Source organism: Nonomuraea fuscirosea (assembly GCF_003001935.1).
Lineage (GTDB): Bacteria > Actinomycetota > Actinomycetes > Streptosporangiales > Streptosporangiaceae > Nonomuraea > Nonomuraea fuscirosea.
In genome coordinates this window covers 645,372-662,757 of the sequence record NZ_PVNG01000002.1, presented here as the reverse complement: position 1 = coordinate 662,757, position 17,386 = coordinate 645,372, and the positions used below count along the sequence as shown (strand labels likewise).

The 17,386-nt window shown below is 73.0% G+C and carries 11 protein-coding genes; 5 read left to right on the top strand and 6 right to left on the bottom strand.

Features of this window, described 5'->3' with window-relative positions:
- The first annotated feature begins 10 nt into the window (after window positions 1–10).
- A complete protein-coding gene (qcrB, locus tag B0I32_RS06470; RefSeq protein WP_106235820.1) occupies window positions 11–1,528 on the top strand; it encodes a cytochrome bc1 complex cytochrome b subunit in 1,518 nt (505 codons plus the stop codon).
- A gap of 16 nt (window positions 1,529–1,544) precedes the next feature.
- On the opposite strand, the gene B0I32_RS06465 is transcribed toward qcrB, so the two are convergent.
- The 4 genes from B0I32_RS06465 to B0I32_RS06450 are packed head-to-tail and all read right to left on the bottom strand — an operon-like array spanning window position 1,545 to window position 8,471.
- Window positions 1,545–4,811 carry a glucodextranase DOMON-like domain-containing protein gene (locus B0I32_RS06465; protein ID WP_106235819.1) on the bottom strand — a complete coding sequence of 1,089 codons (3,267 nt, stop codon included), beginning with the start codon at window positions 4,809–4,811 and terminating at the stop codon, window positions 1,545–1,547.
- A gap of 57 nt (window positions 4,812–4,868) precedes the next feature.
- Entirely contained in the window at window positions 4,869–6,185 is a 1,317-nt protein-coding gene (locus tag B0I32_RS06460; protein ID WP_106235817.1) for an MFS transporter, read from the bottom strand.
- A gap of 10 nt (window positions 6,186–6,195) precedes the next feature.
- The gene (locus tag B0I32_RS06455; protein ID WP_106235816.1) at window positions 6,196–7,713 is read right to left on the bottom strand and encodes an acetate--CoA ligase; all 1,518 of its coding nucleotides are present in this window, start codon (window positions 7,711–7,713) and stop codon (window positions 6,196–6,198) included.
- Window positions 7,710–8,471, bottom strand: coding sequence for an enoyl-CoA hydratase/isomerase family protein (locus B0I32_RS06450; protein ID WP_245955636.1), 762 nt, complete (start codon window positions 8,469–8,471; stop codon window positions 7,710–7,712). The genes B0I32_RS06455 and B0I32_RS06450 overlap by 4 nt, the downstream gene beginning before the upstream one ends.
- A gap of 112 nt (window positions 8,472–8,583) precedes the next feature.
- Between B0I32_RS06450 and B0I32_RS06445 the strand changes: the two genes are divergently transcribed.
- From B0I32_RS06445 to B0I32_RS06430, 4 genes are all read left to right on the top strand, one after another.
- Entirely contained in the window at window positions 8,584–9,477 is an 894-nt protein-coding gene (locus tag B0I32_RS06445) for a LysR substrate-binding domain-containing protein (protein WP_106235812.1), read from the top strand.
- A gap of 371 nt (window positions 9,478–9,848) precedes the next feature.
- Window positions 9,849–10,817, top strand: a complete 969-nt coding sequence (locus tag B0I32_RS06440; RefSeq protein ID WP_245955635.1) for a polysaccharide deacetylase family protein — start codon at window positions 9,849–9,851, stop codon at window positions 10,815–10,817.
- Between the two features lie 155 nt (window positions 10,818–10,972).
- Window positions 10,973–11,629 carry a hypothetical protein gene (locus tag B0I32_RS06435; protein WP_106235810.1) on the top strand — a complete coding sequence of 219 codons (657 nt, stop codon included), beginning with the start codon at window positions 10,973–10,975 and terminating at the stop codon, window positions 11,627–11,629.
- Window positions 11,630–11,908: 279 nt separating this feature from the next.
- Window positions 11,909–13,435: a PepSY-associated TM helix domain-containing protein gene (locus tag B0I32_RS06430; protein WP_106235808.1), complete on the top strand. Its 1,527-nt coding sequence runs from the start codon at window positions 11,909–11,911 to the stop codon at window positions 13,433–13,435.
- Between the two features lie 67 nt (window positions 13,436–13,502).
- Here B0I32_RS06430 and B0I32_RS06425 read toward each other — a convergent pair whose 3' ends face one another.
- Both B0I32_RS06425 and B0I32_RS06420 read right to left on the bottom strand, forming a co-directional pair.
- Window positions 13,503–16,274: a DUF5682 family protein gene (locus B0I32_RS06425; RefSeq protein ID WP_181307081.1), complete on the bottom strand. Its 2,772-nt coding sequence runs from the start codon at window positions 16,272–16,274 to the stop codon at window positions 13,503–13,505.
- Complete coding sequence (locus tag B0I32_RS06420) at window positions 16,271–17,386, bottom strand: ATP-binding protein (protein ID WP_106235806.1); 1,116 nt, start codon at window positions 17,384–17,386, stop codon at window positions 16,271–16,273. The genes B0I32_RS06425 and B0I32_RS06420 overlap by 4 nt, the downstream gene beginning before the upstream one ends.

Here is a 17,386-nt window from a genome sequence, read left to right as displayed (position 1 = left end):
CGGGGTGGCGATGAAGGGCAGCTCACTGGCCGGAGCCTTGGACGACCGGCTCGGCGGAGCCGGATTCCTGAAGAAGGCGATGCGGAAGATCTTTCCCGACCACTGGACGTTCCTGCTGGGCGAGATCGCGCTGTACGCCTTCGTGGTGATCCTGCTCACCGGCGTCTTCCTGACGTTCTTCTTCAAGCCGTCCATGCAGGAGGTCGTCTACAACGGCAGCTACGTGCCGCTGCGCGGCGTGACGATGAGCGAGGCGTACGCGTCGTCGCTGGAGATCAGCTTCGAGGTGCGCGGCGGCCTGCTGATGCGGCAGATGCACCACTGGGCCACACTCATCTTCCTGGCCGCGATCGTCGTGCACATGCTGCGCAACTTCTTCACCGGCGCCTTCCGCAAGCCGCGTGACCTCAACTGGCTGATCGGCGTGGCCCTGTTCGCGCTGGTGCTGCTCAACGGGCTGTTCGGCTACTCGCTGCCGGACGACCTGCTGTCCGGGGCCGGGCTGCGCATCCTGCACGGGGTGATCATCTCGGTGCCGCTGGTGGGCACGTACGTGGCGACGTTCCTGTTCGGCGGGGAGTTCCCCGGCGAGGACATCGTCTCCCGCCTCTACAGCCTGCACGTGCTGCTCATCCCCGCCCTGCTGCTGGTGCTGCTCCCGCTGCACGCGGTGGTGCTGACGTGGCGGCAGACGCACACGCAGTTCCGGGCCAAGGGGCTGCGGAACGAGCAGGTGCGCGGCGCGCCGTTCTTCCCCGCGTTCCTGGCGAAGACGACGGTGTTCTTCCTGTGGGTGACCGGGGTGGTCGCGCTGCTCGCCACCGTCTTCCAGATCAACCCGATCTGGCTGTACGGGCCGTACCTGCCGAGCACGGTCAGCGCCGGCTCCCAGCCCGACTGGTACATGGGCTTCCTCGAGGGCGCGCTGCGGATCATGCCGCCGTGGGAGTTCACCGTCTTCGGCTCCACGGTGACGATGAGCGTGCTGATCCCCGCGCTCGGCGCGCCGGGCCTGCTGTTCACCGTGCTCGCGCTCTACCCGTTCGCCGAGCGGTGGATCACCCGGGACCACGCCGTGCACCACCTGCTCGACCGGCCGCGCGACGTGCCCAAGCGGGCGGGGCTCGGGGTCGCCGGGATCATGTACTACGGCGTGTTGTGGCTGGCCGGGGGCAACGACCTGATCGCCTCGAACTTCCACATCTCGCTCAACGCGACCACCTGGATCTTCCGCGTCCTCATCGTCGCCGGGCCGGTGCTCGGGTACGTGATCACCCGGCGGATCTGCCTGGGGCTGCAGCTGCGCGACCGGCACATCGTCGCGCACGGGGTGGAGACCGGCGTGATCGTGCGCGGTCCCGAGGGCGGCTTCACCGAGATCGAGCGGCCGGCGACCGAGGAGGAGACGGCGGTGCTGGTGCCCGCGGCCCTGCCCGCGCTGCCGCCCGCCCCGCCGGCCGACGGCGACGTGCCGCCCCCGGCCGGGGAACGTGTCCGCCGCACCCTCCAGCGCTCCTGGCCCGGCTGACCACGCAGGTACAAGGTCAGGGCACGGTGACGGCGGGCACCTCGACCGGGCCGGCGAGCGGGTTCAGCACGTCGGCCTGGGACTGCCCGGCCGGGACCAGCACGTCGAGCGCCTTCGGCACCGTGCCGGGGTCGGCCGCGCACAGCGGGTCCGTGCCGCCCTCGGCGCAGACCCCGAACGCGTACGGCTGCGGCGTCGCCGCGAACCCCCTGGCCTGGTCGGCGCTGAACCCGTCCTGCCCGGCGAGCACGACGGCGAAGCGCCACCCAGGACCCGGCGTCCCGAAGACGGCCCTGGGCAGGGCGATCGTGATCGTCCGCGTGGTGCCGGACGCGCGGACCGCGGCCCCGGCCCGCGCCACGCCGTCGGCCGTCACCCAGACCGGGGCGGCGAAGCCCTGCGCCTCCACCCGCTGCGTCCAGGCGTCCGGCCCGGCGATGCGGTGATTGCGCTGCGCGAAGGCCGCGTCCGTCGAGCGGGCGGCCACCGCCGGGTCCTGGACGTACACGTCGAGGAGCTGGGCGCCCATCTGGTTGCCGAAGGTGGCCGTCAGGTCGCGCAGCCCGGCCCGCAGGTAGACGGTGGTGTCGTCGGTGATGACCTGGAATCCGCGCAGGTCGAACGCGCCGTCATGGAAGTCGGCGGCCGTCGGGTAGGCGTACGTGCCGGGACCGTCGTCGTCCCCCTCGGGATCGGTCACGTCCAGCACCGTCGTGGCGCCCGCGATGTCGCCGACGACCGAGCGCCGCGCGTACGCGTCGCGGCCGTCCTGGGTGGCGGCCGTCACGGTGAGCACGACCTCCCCGAAGGAGACCGGCGCCGCTACGGTGAAGGCGCCGTCCGAGCCCGCGCGGGCCGAGACGACCTGGGTGGGCGCGCCGGTGTCGACGGGCGTGGCGGCCACCTCGACCCGCGCGCCGGGCGCGGTGGTGCCCTCGACCCGCACCGACGCCCCGGCGACCGCGGTGCCGTCGGCCGGGGCGGTGACGGTCAGCGGGATGCTCCGCGGCATGGTCGCGTAACGGCCGCGTACGACGTCGGGCTGCTCGACGGGCCGGCCGGACCCGAGCGACAGGATGAGCCGCACGGCCTGGGCCTGCGCCCAGGTCAGCGGGGAGGCCGAGCCCGCCGGGCCGCCGTCGCGGAAGCCGATCGAGGCGACGGCCGGATCGGTCCCGTACGGGGAGGCGGGCAGGTCCCGGTTCTCCCACGCCTGCTCGGGGATCAGCCCGGTGCCCGAGGCCATGGCGCGCATGGCCGACAGCAGTGCGGAGGCGGAGCCCCGGTCGCCGGTCTGCAACGCCTGCTCGGCCCGCTCGCCGGCCAGCACCGGCCACACATGCCCTGAGCCGGTGTTCCCGGTCGGCCACGGTCTGCCCGACGGCGCGCAGTCGGTGGGGTCGGGCTCGTGGCAGTCGCCGTAGCCGTCCTCGGTGCCGGGGGTGTCGGAGCCGTAGCGGTACCAGCCGGGGCCGCGGGCCGTGTCGCGCCTGATCACCCGGTCCACGACGGGCAGGCTGGCCAGCACGTCGGGGTCGCGAGGCGGCAGGATGCCGAGGCGGGTCAGCTCCAGGAAGCCCGCGTCGACCACGCGGCGCTGGTCCTCGGTGGGGCCGCCGTTGCCCAGGTTGTAGGACGAGGCCGCGTCCGGGTCGCCGGCGCGCGACAGGCGCAGGAAGTAGCGGGGCGCGTACGGGCCGGTCGTGGTGACCGTCCACGCCTTGACCGAGCGGGCGAAGTGGTCGGCCGTGGACCGGTAGAGCGCGGCCCTGGCCCGGTCGCCCTGCCTGGCGGCGATCTCCCCCGCCGCGACCAGCCCGGCGATCTCGGCCGCGATCGTGGACGGCGAGTAGCCCGACTGCTCCTCCCAGCGCTCCACGCCGAACGCGGGCCCGCGTGAGAGCACGAAGTCGGCCGCTGCCCGCACCCGCGGCCAGAGCTTCGCGTCGCCGGCCAGCCCCGCCTGGTAGGCCATCAGCAGCGGGTAGGCGGTCTCGTCGAGCTGGTCGCCACCCGAATCGGGGGCGAGCTGGCCGTTGAGCAGGGAGTTGCGCGGCAGCCGGCCGTCCGGCAGTTGCTGGCGCTCCAGCAGGAAGCGGACCGTGGCGCGGGCGGTCGCCACGTCGCCGGCGGCGAGGAAGCCGGTGAACGCCTCGTACAGGTCGCGGGCGAACACCTCGCGGTAGGAGCCGAAGTAGATCGCCTTGCCCCCGACCAGCTCGCCCGCCCCGATCGCCTGCCCCCACGGGCCGGCCAGCGAGGCCACGACCGCGCCGGGGAACGTCTTGTCCTCGCTGGCCTTGAGCACGTTGGCCGACAGCCGGTAGAAGTCGCCCAGCGCGTTCGGCGGCCGGCGCAGCCCGGCGTCGTAGGCGGCCCAGCCGGACTCGTAGCGGGCGCGGGTGGCGTCGAACGGGCGGCCGGCCGCCTCGCCGGCGGTGCGCAGCGCGGCGGCCCTGGTGCGGCCGAAGCCGAGGGCGAACGTCACCTCGCCCCTGCCGTCGATCGGCAGGCGGGCGGTGGCGACCACGTTGCCGGCCGGGGCGTCGGTGTACGGGGTCAGCCGGCGGTCCGCGTCGAGCTGGGCGGCGCCGTCGCCGGCGGTGCCGGCGTATCCGACGCTCGCCTCCGGCAGCCGGCGTCCGGCCCGCAGCGCCAGGTGGGTGGGCACGGCGTAGTCGCGGGCCGGGGCCGAGGTCTCTGTGGTGGCGTCCCAGATCACGGGCGCGCCGGTGGCGCCGTCGATCGTGCCGCTGTCGGCGCCGCCGTTGGGCTCGCCGCCGCCTCCGTTGCCGTTGACGCTCGCGTCGAGCCGGACGTAGAGGCGCAGGCCGGCGGGCTGGATCCGGGTGCGCACCACGACGGCGTCGCCGCCCGGGTCGGTGACGTAGGTGGTGGTCAGGCGGTAGCGGCCGCTCTTGCTGGCCGAGGTGATCGTGCAGGTCATGCCGGAGCGGTCGGTGCTCACCTGGTAGGTGGTGTCGCGGGCCTGCAGCTCGGTGAACGTCCTGCCGTCGGTGACGACGAACTGCATGGTCTCGACGTTGGTGTTGTCGATCGTGGGCTCGTACACGTCGGACAGGACGCCGCCCGCGACCGTGTACCAGACCTTGGAGGCCCGGCCGGTGGCGGTGCCCACGCAGTCCTTCCTGGCCGCGCCGAAGTGCGAGCCCGCCCCCGGCCCGCCCGGCGCGGGGGCCAGGGCGAGCACCGGATCGACGGGGACCGTGACGAAGGCGGCGGTGATGAGCAGGGCAAGGACGGTGCGGCGGATCGCGGGCATGCCAGGGCTCCCCTCCCGACCCCGATGGAACGAGACAAGACCAGCCCCGGTCCCCTGTCAAGCCCGCACGCCGCCCGCCGGGGCGTCCACGCCCCGGTCCAGGGCGAGGCCGCGCGTCTCCTTGAACGAGGTCAGCACCACGACCAGCGAGACCGCCGCCAGCGCCACCATGTAGAAGGCCGGCGCGATCGGGTTGCCCGCCGCCTCGACCAGCCCGGTCGCCGCGAACGGGGCGGTGCCGCCGAACAGCACGTACGCCGCCGTGTAGCCGATGGCCGACCCGCTGGCCCGCACCTTCGCGGGGAACATCTCCACCAGCGCGGGCACGTTCGACGTCCCGATCACCGACACCAGCATCGCCAGCACCGACGTGCCCACCAGCGCCCCGCCCAGCCCCGAGCCCATGAGCCAGAACGCGGGCAGCGGCAGCAGCACGAACCCCGCGCAGGCCGCGATCAGCATCGGCCGCCGCCCGAACCGGTCGCTGGCGACGGCCGCGAAGACGCACGCGACGCTGTAGGCGAGCATCGACACCACGTTCGTGAGCTGTGCCTGCGACTTGGAGTAGCCCAGTTCCTCCGACATGTACGCGATCATGTAGCTGCTCACCAGGTAGTACCCGACGGCGTTGGTGATGCTGTAGCCGAACAGCGTGGCGATCTGCCTGCCGCAGCGGCGCACGGCCTCGCGCAGCGGCGCGGGCTCCACCTCGTCGTGCTGCTCCAGCGACCGGAACACGGGCGTGTCCTCGACCTTGGAGCGCAGGTACAGCCCGATCGCGCCGAGCGGCGCCGCCAGCAGGAACGGGATGCGCCACCCCCAGCTCTGCAGCGCCTCGGCGGTCACCGTCGAGGTGATGAGGAAGCCGACGCCGGAGCCCGCCACGCTGGCCAGGCCCACGGTGACGGGTACGGCGGCGGCGAAGCGGGCCCTGCGGCCCTCCGGCGCGTACTCGACGATGAACGCCGACGCCCCCGTGTACTCACCGCCGGTGGAGAAGCCCTGGGCGCAGCGCAGCAGGAACAGCAGGACCGGCGCGGCCACCCCCCACGAGGCGTAGGTCGGCAGGACGCCGATGAGGAACGTGGCTCCGCTCATGGTCAGGATGGTCAGGGCCAGCATCCTGTTGCGGCCGAGGCGGTCGCCGTACCGGCCGAAGAAGGCCGCGCCGAGCGGCCTGGCGACGAACCCGCCGGCGAAGATCGCCCAGGTGGCGAGCAGGGCGGCCGCCTTGTCGTAGTCGGGGAAGAACAGCGCGGCGATCGTCGCCGACATCACCGCGTACGCCGCCGAGTCGAACCATTCGACGAAGTTGCCGATCGCGGAGGCCATGGTGACCTTGCGCCGGACGGCCGCGGAAAGCTGGGGGGTCATGCTCACTCCTTCACCGCGCGCGGAGCTTCGCGCGCTGGATCTTCCCGGTCGCCGATCGGGGCAGTTCGTCGACGAACTCGATCTCCCGCGGGTAGGCGAAGCGCGAATGCGTGGTCTTCGCGAACTCGCGGATCTCCCGTGCCAGCGCCTCGTCCGGCCGGTGGCCGGGCGCGGGCAGCACCCACGCCTTGACCGCCTGGCCGCGTACGGGATCGGGCACCCCGGCCACGCCCACGTCGGCGACGGCGGGATGGGCGCGCAGCGCCTCCTCGATCTCGTCGGGGCCGACGCGGTAGCCGGATGTCTTGATCACGTCGTCCACGCGGCCGAGGAACCAGTAGTAGCCGTCCTCGTCCACGCGCGCGTGGTCCTTGGTGTGGAACCACTCGCCGCCGAAGGTCTCCGCGGCGGCCTCGGGCCGGTTCCAGTAGCCGAGCGGGAACTGCGGGTTGCTCCGCGCCCGCAGGCAGATCTCGCCGACCTCCCCCTGCGGGACCGGCCGCTCGTCCTCGTCGAGCAGCGCGACGTCCCAGCCGGGCAGCGGGCGCCCCATGGAGCCCTCCTTGACCGGCGTGCCGGGCAGGTTCCCGATCAGCGGGTACGACTCCGTCGAGCCGTAGTAGTCGAGCAGCGTGACCCCGAACTGGTCGCGGAACCACCGGATCAGGTCGGCGCCGAGCGGCTCGTTGGCGCAGCAGATCACCCGGAAGCGCTGCGGATGGCGGGCGCCCGCGTCCGGCACCTTCTCCCGCATCTTGCGCAGGAACGTGGGGTTGACCAGCCCGGTCGTCACCCCGTTCCGTGCCATGGCGGCCAGCAGGCCCTCCGGGTCGAACCCGGCGGCGGGGCGGTAGACGAGGTGGGTGGCCCCGGCCCGGAGCGGGCCCATGAGCTTGGCCATCGACCACGCCCACTCCCCCGCCCCGTAGAAGACGTCGCCGGGACGCAGGTCGTGGCAGTGCCGGAACTCGTTGTGGCCCAGCAGCGTGCGGTGCGCGTGCACGATGCCCTTGGCCGGGCCGGTCGTGCCCGAGGTGTAGAAGATCAGCGCCGGGTCGTCAGCGGCGGTGTCGGCGTCGGCGAACTCCGGCGGCAGCAGCGCCGTGGCCGGGTCGTCCACGTCCAGCACGGTCCCGCCGTAGCCGGCCGCCCTGCGTACCGCGTCCGTCTCGGTGACCAGCACCGACGCGCCCGAGTCCGCCAGCCGGTAGGAGATCTGGTCGTCGGCCCACAGCAGGGACATGGTGACGAGCACGGCTCCGGTGCGCAGCACGCCCAGGTAGGTCGCGGGCGTGTCCGTGCGCTGCGGCAGCATGACCGCCACCCGGTCGCCCTGGCGTACGCCGAGCTGGTGCAGGCGGGCGGCGATCTGGCGGGAGCGGTCCTGTATCTCGCCCCAGGTGATCTCCTCGTGGGCGCCCGCGTGGTCCTCGAAGATCAGCGCCAGGCGGTCGCGGGGGTGGCGGTCGGCGACGTCGACGGCCATGTTGTAGCGCGCGGGAACGCTCCACTCCTCCTGATCGCTCATTTGCCGCGGCCCTTGAGGAAGCGGGTCATCTCGCGCTGGGGTTCGCCGGAGGCGTACGCGGCGGCGTGCACCTTCTTGGCCGCCGCCACGGAGTCGGCCAGCGCCTCGCGTTCCAGCTCCCTGAGCCGCCCCTTGGTCAGCGCCACCGCACCGGCGGGCAGCCCGGCCAGCTCCTTGGCCTGGGCGATCGCGGCCGCCAGCACCTCGCCCTCGCCCACGAGCCTGGTCAGCAGGCCGAGCCGCTCCGCCTCCGCCCCGTGCACCAGCCGCCCGGTCAGCGCGAACTCGGTGGTCTTCGCCCGGCCGAGGATGTTCCACATGGCCCAGATGCCGGTGATGCTGGGGATGCCGGACAACACCTCCGGCTGTCCCATCCGCACCCCCGCGTGCCCGATGCGCAGGTCGGCCAGCAGCGCGAACTGGAACCCCGACCCGGCCGCCACGCCGTTCACCGCGGCCACGACCGGCTTGTCCAGGTCGAGCACCGCCCGGTAGAGGCGGTCGAAGCCGTCGATCCAGGCGTCGGAGGCCGCGTGGTCGTCCGGGTCGATCGCGGCCGTCTCACCGAGGTCTTGTCCCGCGCAGAAGGCGCGCCCGGCGCCCGTCAGGACGACCGCCCCCACCTCGGGGGCCGCGCCGCTCTCGCGCAGCAGCTCGATGAGCCGCTCGCGCATGCCGGCGGTCCACGCGTTCAGCTTCTCCGGCCGGTTCAAGGAGATCACCGTGACGGGTCCGTCACGGTCCAGCAGTACGGTCACGAGCATCCCTTCGCAGGTCAACAGGCTTGCCGGGGATACAACCAGGTGTGCGGGCAGCGTGGCCAACATCAATGCGGACCCTTGGCCATACCAGAGCGATATGGTGAGGCCGATGGAGCTACGCCACCTGCGTTACTTCGTCGCCGTGGCCGAGGAGTTGCACTTCGGCCGGGCGGCGGAGCGGCTGCACATGGCGCAGCCGCCGCTGTCCCAGCGCATCCGCGACCTCGAACGTCACCTCGGCGTGCGCCTCTTCGACCGCAACCCGCACCGCGTCACGCTGACCGAGGCCGGCGCGCTGTTGCTGGAGCACGCCCGGGGCGTGCTCGACCGGGCCGACGCCGCCCGCGAGGCCATGCGCCGCATCCGTCCCGGCGCCTCGGGCGTGCTGCGCGCCGGCGTGCCGCCCGACACGACGCCGATGGCGCTGCGGACCCTGGTCGCCGGGTTCACCGGGCGCGTTCCCGACGTGCTGCTGGAGCTGCACGAGCTGACCACCGCCGGCCAGCTCGCCAAGCTGCGCGCGGAGGAGCTGGACGCGGGCCTGGTCCGCCACCCCTGCGACACCGTCGGGCTGGAGTCGAGCCAGGTGGTGCACCGCAGGCTGGGCGTGGTCCTGCCCGGCGACCACCACGCGGCCCAGCAGGACGAGGTACGCCTGCGCACGCTCGCCGGCTCACCCCTGGTGATCTTCCCCCGCGACATGGCGCCGCACCTCTACGACCACATGCTGGAGGCGTGCCGCGACAACGGCTTCCTGCCCAGCGCCATCCGGCACGCGCGCAACCCCCACTTCGTGCACGGCCTGGTCCTGTCGGGCCTCGGCGCGCACCTCAACGAGGAGCCCTACGACGAGCTGCCGGCCGGCCTGGTCTGGCGGCCCATCGACGAGCCCCGGCTGACCTGGTCCACCTCGGTGGTGTGGCCGCCGGTGCAGGGCGGCGAGGTCGTCACGGCCTTCGCCGAGGCGGCCCTGGCGGGGCTGCGCGAGGTCGGCCACACCTGACCGGGTTCAGTTCAGTCGTCTGAGGGGTCCGGCAGGAGTCCGAAGGGCGGCGGAGCAGGCGGACGCGGCCCAGGCGGCGGGGTTGATCCACACCGTGGTCGAGCCGGGACCCGGCTGGTCTTCACCGGGATGAACCCCGCCGACGGTGCCGCCGCACCCGTGTTCCCGCCGACCACGACGATGGGGCGGTACGGCAGGCAGGCTCGGTGAGCCGGTCGGCATGGCGTCCCCTCACCGACCGCTTCATCCGGAAAGCGGCTTTCCGCGAACCAGGTGCGAACGGCGGCAGTCCAACACCTTGGAACGATCCTGGCGCTCGCCGGGGTCGTCGCTCAGGGGGCGCACCGGGGGCGGTGCGCGAGGGGGCAGAAATGAACATCGGCACGAAGCCGCGCCCGCCCGCAGGGGCCGGGGCGCGGCGGGGGACGACGCGACTACTCACCGCAGCCGCTCTGGTGACGGCTGCCTGCGGCTACCTGACCATCACCCCGGACCCGGGAAGGGCCACGTCGGGAGCAGCGCAGGTCAGCGCGGTGGCAGGGCTGGGCGTGGGGGGTATGACACCGGACTCCGCCCAGCCCGAGACACGGCAGGCCGAGGGCGGGGTGTCGCCGGGCGCGTTATCGGTGGCCGTGCGGGCTGCGTGGGCGAGGGCGACGGGGGCGGTGGAGGTGGCGGGGGCGGCCTCGATCGCGCCGGTGCCGGCCGCGATCGACGGCGTCACCGCCGAGCAGGCCAGGCCCGTCGACTGCCGCCGGGTCAAGTGCGTGGCGCTCACGTTCGACGACGGGCCGGGCCGCTACACGGACGCGCTGCTGCGTCACCTGGCGGACCACCGGGCGCGGGCCACGTTCTTCGTCGTCGGCCAGAACGTCGCCGCGAGCCCGGGCATCGTGCGCAGGACGTACGCGGCGGGGCACGAGATCGGCAGCCACACCTGGTCGCACCCGGACCTGACGAAGCTGTCCGCCGTCCGGGTGCGGTCGCAGCTCGCCCGTACCGACCAGGCGATCAAGGCGGTCATCGGGGTCCGGCCGAAGCTCGTCCGGCCGCCGTACGGGGCGTTCAACGCGGCCGTCCGCCATCAGACCAGACGCCCCATCGTGATGTGGAGCCTGGACACCCTGGACTGGCGCCTGCGCGACAGCGCCAAGGTGGCCCGTAAGGCGCTCAAGTCGGTGCGGCCCGGCAGCGTCATCCTGTTCCACGACATCCACCCGTCGACGGTGCGGGCGATGCCGCGGATTCTGCGGACCCTGTCCAAGCGCGGCTACCGCTTCGTCACCGTCAGTCAGCTTTACGGCGGCAGGCCGCCCAAACTGGTGTACGGCGCCCAGTGACCGTAACCGGTCTCACCTGCGCCTTCGTTCCCGCGAAGGCGTGACTTCGCTCCCTTGGCCCCGGCCAAGGGCGGGCGCTGATCCGAAGGTCCGTCGCGTTGGGTGAACCGCGCCCGCGAACCCGCCGTATCTGTCGGTGTGAGCGGTGAACGCGCATGAGCCCCGACCAGAAAGGACGCGGCACCGGCAGCAGGGACACCGCGCAGGCCGGCCGGCCCGGCTTGCGCGGGCTGCGGGCGGCGGTGTTCGCGGCCGTCTGCGTGCTCGCGGCGCTGGGCATGCACGTGCTGGCCGGCGGGCCGATCGCCGGTCTCGGGACCGTGCTGGCGGCCACGGCGGTGACGGCGGCGGGCGCGTACGTGCTGGCCCGCCGCAGACGCTCCCCCGGCATGCTGCTCACCGCCTCCTTCGCCGCCCAGTACGGGATGCACCAGCTGTTCACGTCGGGCGAATCCTCCCTTTTCTCCGCACTGTCCCCCGGCGGCGGCGAGCACGGCTCGCACCTGCTCGCCGGCCACCACGAGGACGGCCTGTTCGCCTGGGCGGGCATGCTGCTGGCCCACGCCCTGGTCGCGGCGGTGTCGGCATGGTGGCTCGATCGCGGTGAGACGGCGCTGGCCGCCCTGCTGTTGTTGCTCGGCTGCTCGGTGCGCGAGCTGCTGTGGGCGCTGCTGATCGCCCGCTCCGCCGCACCCCCGGCGTACGCCCGTGTCGCCCGCCCGATCGCGGCGGACCGCGCGAAGATCCGCGACTCCCAGGTGCTGGCCTGGGCTCTGTGCCGCAGGGGACCGCCCTGCCCGGGACCGGACTGACCCGACCTCTTGTCGGTGCCCGGCCGCACCTTCTCGCCGGGTACCTCCGCCGGCGGCGCAGGCACGAGCCTGTATACCCGCCGCACGGTTCCCTGCCTGGATTCGGCACGTACGCCGGCCCCGCGCGACAGCCAGTCGCCGGTTCCGGCGCGCACGCCGGCTCCGCGCGACCCCTTGTCGCCCGGTTCCGGCGCATACGTCCCCTCCACGCGGTCCCCCCTTGCCCGATCTCGGCGCGCTCTCGTTCAGCCATGCGCGCCGGACGGAACGGAGCCCTTCATGACCTCGGTCGAAACACGCACGGAAGCCACCGCACCCGTCCCCTCACCTCCGCCGACGCCGTCCGCCTCCCAGCGCTACCGGGTCGTCTGGCGCTGGCACTTCTACGCCGGCCTCTTCGTCGCCCCCGTCCTGCTCGTGCTGGCGATCACCGGCTCGATCTACCTGTTCAAGGAGCCCTTCGAGGAGTGGCGTTACCAGGACGTCCGCACGCTGGCCGAACCCGCCGCCACGGCGCGCCCCCTGTCGGAGCAGATCACCGCCGCCCAGCAGGTACGTCCGGGCACGCCCGTCATGTCCGTCATCCCGCCCACGTCCCCCGACCGCACCACCCGCGTCATCCTTCAGGGCACCGACACCGGCCCCTTCGCCCAGGGCATCTCGGTCTACGTCAATCCCGGCACGGCGCAGGTGGTCGGGGAGATCGACGACGCGGCCACGTTCATGCGCGTCGTGCGCACGATCCACGGCGAGCTGATGTCAGGGACGGCCGGCGACCGGGTCGTGGAGATCGCCGCCTGCTGGGCGCTGATCCTGGCCGCGACCGGCACGTACCTGTGGTGGGGCGGCCGGCGCAAGCGGGTCAAGGGGGCGCCGGTCAGGAAGGTGCGGAACGGGCGGGCGAAACTGCGCCGGCTGCACGTCACGGCCGGGATCGGCGGGGGCGCGGTGGTCGTGTTCCTCGTGCTCTCCGGCCTGCCGTGGTCGGGCGTGTGGGGTGACGGGCTGCAGCGCATCGAGGCGGGCACCGGCTCGACGTACCCGAGCGCCGACGACTACCCCAACACCTCCACCCCCCTGTCCGGCGACCTGTCGGCCAACCCCGACGCCAAGGTGCCGTGGGCGGCCGAGCGGCTGCCCGTGCCCCCATCAGACAACACGCCAGACAACACGTCTGGCGACACGTCTGGCAACACGCCCGGCGACACGTCCGGCGACGCGCACGCCGGGCACGGCGCGGCGCACGGCGTGCTGCAGCCGGGAGCGCTGCCCGTCGAGAACGCCCTGGCCGCCGCCCGGCCGGCGATCCGGAGGTGCCCGCCGGCCGAATGCGACGTCAAGGTGCTGCTGCCGGACGGGCCCGAGGGCGTCTACACGATCGTGACCGACCCCCGCCGCGACCCGGCGGACGCGCAGACCCTGCACGTCGACCAGTACAGCGGGAAGGTGCTGACCTCGTACGGCTGGGACGAGTACGGCGTGCTGGCCAAGGCCGTCGAGCAGGGCGTCGCGCTGCACGAGGGCCGCAGGTACGGCGTGGTGAACCTGCTCGTGATGCTGAGCGCCTGCCTGACGATCATCACGCTCGTGGTCACGGGGACGTGGATGTGGTGGAAGCGCCGCCCGCGTGGCCGCGCCGGCGCCCCCGCCCGCGCCACGGACCGGCGCACGGCCTACGGGGTGATGGCCATCATGGCGGTGCTGGGACTGCTGTTCCCGCTGGCCGGGGTGACGATGATCGTGGTGCTGCTGGTGGACTGGCTCGTCCTGCGCCGCATCCCCAAGCTGGCCCGCGTGTTCGGCTGACACCGCCGATGCCGGGCGCGGTCCCGTTCTGAACGGGGCCGCGCCCAGCGGTCAGCGGCGCGGCGGGTCAGGACAGCAGGCCCGCCAGCGCCAGCGCCGCCTCCGGATGCCCGTCCAGCAGCGCGCTCACCTCGGGATGCCCGTCGGCCGGCCCGGCGCCGGGCGCGGCCCACTCGCCCGCGCACCCGAGCACCCCGGCCACCGCGTCACACGCGGCCGGATGCGCCAGCAGCAACTCGGCCACCGGCCCCGACGCCATCGGAGCGGCGCCGGCGGCCGAGGCCGGCTGGGGACGGGACTCCCAGGGCGGCGTCCAGGTGTCGGCGGCGGTCAGCGAGCCGGGGAACGTGCGCCCGGCCTCGCGGACGAGCACCGGCACCAGCTCCGCCGCCCCCTCGCGCAGCGTGGTGATCAGCTTGGGCAGCCAGGGCAGCAGCACGCCGTCGGGCAGCCGGCCGAACGCCTTGGAGATCACCTCCACCACGAACCCCGACAACTGCGGCACCGGCTCCATGGCCTGCACGAACCCGATGATGTACTGCGGGAACGACGGGATGACCAGCGGGTTGGCCAGCAGCTCGTCCGCGCGCGAGCGCAGCTCGGCCAGCGGCAGCAGCCCGAGCTGGTGCCGGGCCGCCCACAGCAGCGCCACCTTGGCCGGCGCCTCCGGATGCGACTGCTGCACCGCCAGCTCCAGCTGAGCCCGGTCGCAGCCGAGCGCCAGCGCGAGGCTCTCCATCGAGAACAGGAACCCGAGCATGGCCGACACCTGCCGCACCCCGGTGTCGTCGTCCACGAAGGCCGTCGGCAGCAGCGTGCAGTAGTGGGCGTATCCGCTGGTCGCGAACGCCTCGCACCAGGCGGGCAGCTCCGGCTCGGCCGACCGGTAGTAGGCCATCAGCCGCCGGATCCGGCGCAGCACCTCCGGCGCGTCGTCCACGGTGCGTTCGGCCGCGAGCAGCTCCACCGCCCGCGCGCCGAGCTCGTCGGCGAAGCGCCGGCTGCCGAGGAACAGGATCGCGTCCTCGACCGCCGCCAGCGCGACGGCCGCGGTGGCCTTCTGGTCCCACACCTTGCGCCGCAGCCGCTGCTCCAGCACCTGCTCGATGGTGACGCCCTCGTAGCCGAGCTCGATGATCGAGCGCTGGTGCTTGCCGAACGACAGGTCCCAGCTCTCCTGGATCGAGCGTTCGCCCAGCTTGCGCTCGCCCATGATGGGCCGGACCGCGTCGGACGGCAGCAGGTGGCGCAGCATCCACAGCAGGTCGGAGCAGGGCACCAGGTCGGGCTCCGCCTGCAGGTTGAGCAGCGCCCGCTGGATCGTGCGCTTCTCCAGGTCGAGCCCGAGCGGCGCGAGCCGGTCGTAGACGTTCCTGGCCAGCGGCGGCAGCGCGTCGTAGCCGACCTCGCCGACGCGGTCGCCGCCGAGCAGGATCTCGCACAACCGCCGCACGTCGCGCCGCCCGGGCACCGAGTCCTTCTCGATGCAGGTGACGGCGGCGTCCTGGAAGTCGTACGGGGTCGGCCTGGCCCGGTTGCGCATGCCCGCCAGCAGGATCGAGGTCTCGTAGACCGCGATCGCGTCGGCGGTGCTGGCCAGGTAGCCGTTGCGCCGGGCCAGCCGGACGATGTCCACCGACCAGCCGAGCAGCTCGGCCTCGTCTAGCGCGTCGAGGGCCGGCGGGCTGGACAGGAACCCGGTCAGCTTGTCGGCCACGTCACCCTGCGGGACGGGCGCCGGCAGCTTGGCCGGGCGCTTGCGCGCGCCCTTCTGGCCTTGGAGCTGGAACGGGGTCAGCTTGCCGCGGGTGAGCGCCTTGGACCAGGTCGCCGCCGCGATCGAGACCGAGCCGGGGGCCAGCCCGAACTGCGCCTCGATGGCCGAGTGGCTGGACGGGATGAGGCCGTACAGCCACTTGGTGCCGGTGCGCGGGCTGATCTCGAACGGCGCCTCGGACCTGACGCCGAACTGCTCGACGTGACTGGCGGCGTGGAAGGCGCCGCACACGTACAGGCAGTCGGCGGCGTCGGCGCCCGAGGCGGACAGGTGCTCGCGCATCCTGGTCCACATGTAGCGCTCGCGGTCCTCGTCCACGGCCAGCCGGCCGCCGCCGGGGCCGAGCCGGCGGAACAGGCTGCCGATCAGCACCATGACCTGGCGGTAGGTCTCGTAGTCGGCTCCGGACAGCGGCTGCTCGACGTACTGGTCCCACCACTCCGACCAGTGGCGCACCTTGCCGTGGTGCAGCAGGTGCTCCTCCAGCTCGGCGAAGCGGGGACGCAGGTCGCCGATCTCGACGCCCACCGCGTCGCCGTGCAGGCCCGCCTCCTCCTCCTTGGCGGCGGTCTGCGGCTCCTCTCCCGGAGCCCACTGGAAGACGTGGTCGGTCGAGCGGTCCACCAGCACCAGCTCGACGCCCGGGGTCTCCAGCGCGTACGAGATGGCCTGGTATTCGGCGGACGCCTCCGTGATGGGCGCCACCACGCTGAGCGGCGCCCACGACTTCGGGAAGCCGTCGATGTCCGTCGCGAACGCCTGCAGCGCCACCGGCAGCCGGCAGTTGCGCAGCTCGGTCAGCAGCGGCTGCAGGTCCTCGCAGAGCTCCAGGTAGATGACCTTCGGCTGCTTCTCCCTGAGCCTGCGCACCATCGCCAGCGCCGAGGCCGGCGAGTGGTGGCAGACCGGGAAGATCTCCAGCTCCTCGCGCAGCGCCCGGTCCACGTCGTCCACCAGGCCCGACAGGATGCCGGACACGGCCACGGGACCCTCGGCGAACTGCTCGGCCGCGCCGAGCAGCTGCTCGCGGAGCGAGCCGAAGGGGCTCGGCTGGTCGATCATGAGAGCGTGGCGATGGCCTCGCGGCCGCCCTCGAGGAACTCCGGCCACTCGCCGCCGTCCTTCTTGCTGCGCGGCTCGACCACCCCGTGCCAGTACTTGTTGAGGATCGCCAGGTCCTCGGGGCTGCGCCGGGCCAGCGAGCCGACCAGCGACCCGGCCAGCGTCTGCGCGCGCAGCACCCGATCGCCGAAGAAGTGGCTGTGCAGGATGGCGTCCTCCAGCACGCCGATCTGCTCGGCCGTGGACAGCGCCGACTCCAGCTTGTCGTCGTCGCTGGTGGCCGAGGACGCCGCCGAACGCAGGTCGGCGAAGCTCTGCAGCAGGATGTCCAGCAGTGTGGGCGGCAGGTCCAGCTCGATCCGGTGCCGGCGCAGCAGCTCCTCCGTACGGAAGCGGACGATCTCCGCCTCGCTCTTCTTGTTCGTCACGACCGGGATGCGGACGAAGTTGAAGCGGCGCTTGAGCGCGGAGGACAGGTCGTTGACGCCCCGGTCGCGGCTGTTGGCGGTGGCGATGATGGAGAAGCCGGGCTGGGCGAAGACGATGTTGTCGTCGTCGAGCTCGGGGATGGAGACGTACTTCTCCGACAGGATCGAGATGAGCGCGTCCTGCACGTCGCTGGTGGAGCGGGTCAGCTCCTCGAAGCGGCCGATCACGCCGCCCTCCATCGCCGTCATGATCGGCGAGGGGATCATCGACTCGCGGGACTGCCCCTTGGCGATGACCATGGAGACGTTCCACGAGTATTTGATGTGGTCCTCGGTGGTGCCTGCGGTGCCCTGGACGACGAGCGTGGAGTTGCGGCAGATGGCCGCGGACAGCAGCTCGGCCAGCCAGCTCTTGCCGGTGCCCGGGTCGCCGATCAGCAGCAGGCCCCGGTCGGAGGCCAGGGTCACGATGCTGCGCTCGACGAAGCTGCGGTCACCGAACCACTTCTGCGGGATCTCCCTGTCGATCCCGTCGGCGCGCTCGGAGCCGAGCACGAACATCCGGATCATGCGGGGGCTGAGCCGCCACGAGAACGGCTTGGGGCCGTCGTCGATCGACTCCAGGTAGTCGAGCTCCTCGGCGTACTTCACCTCTGCGGGGGCACGCAGCATATCGTCACTCAT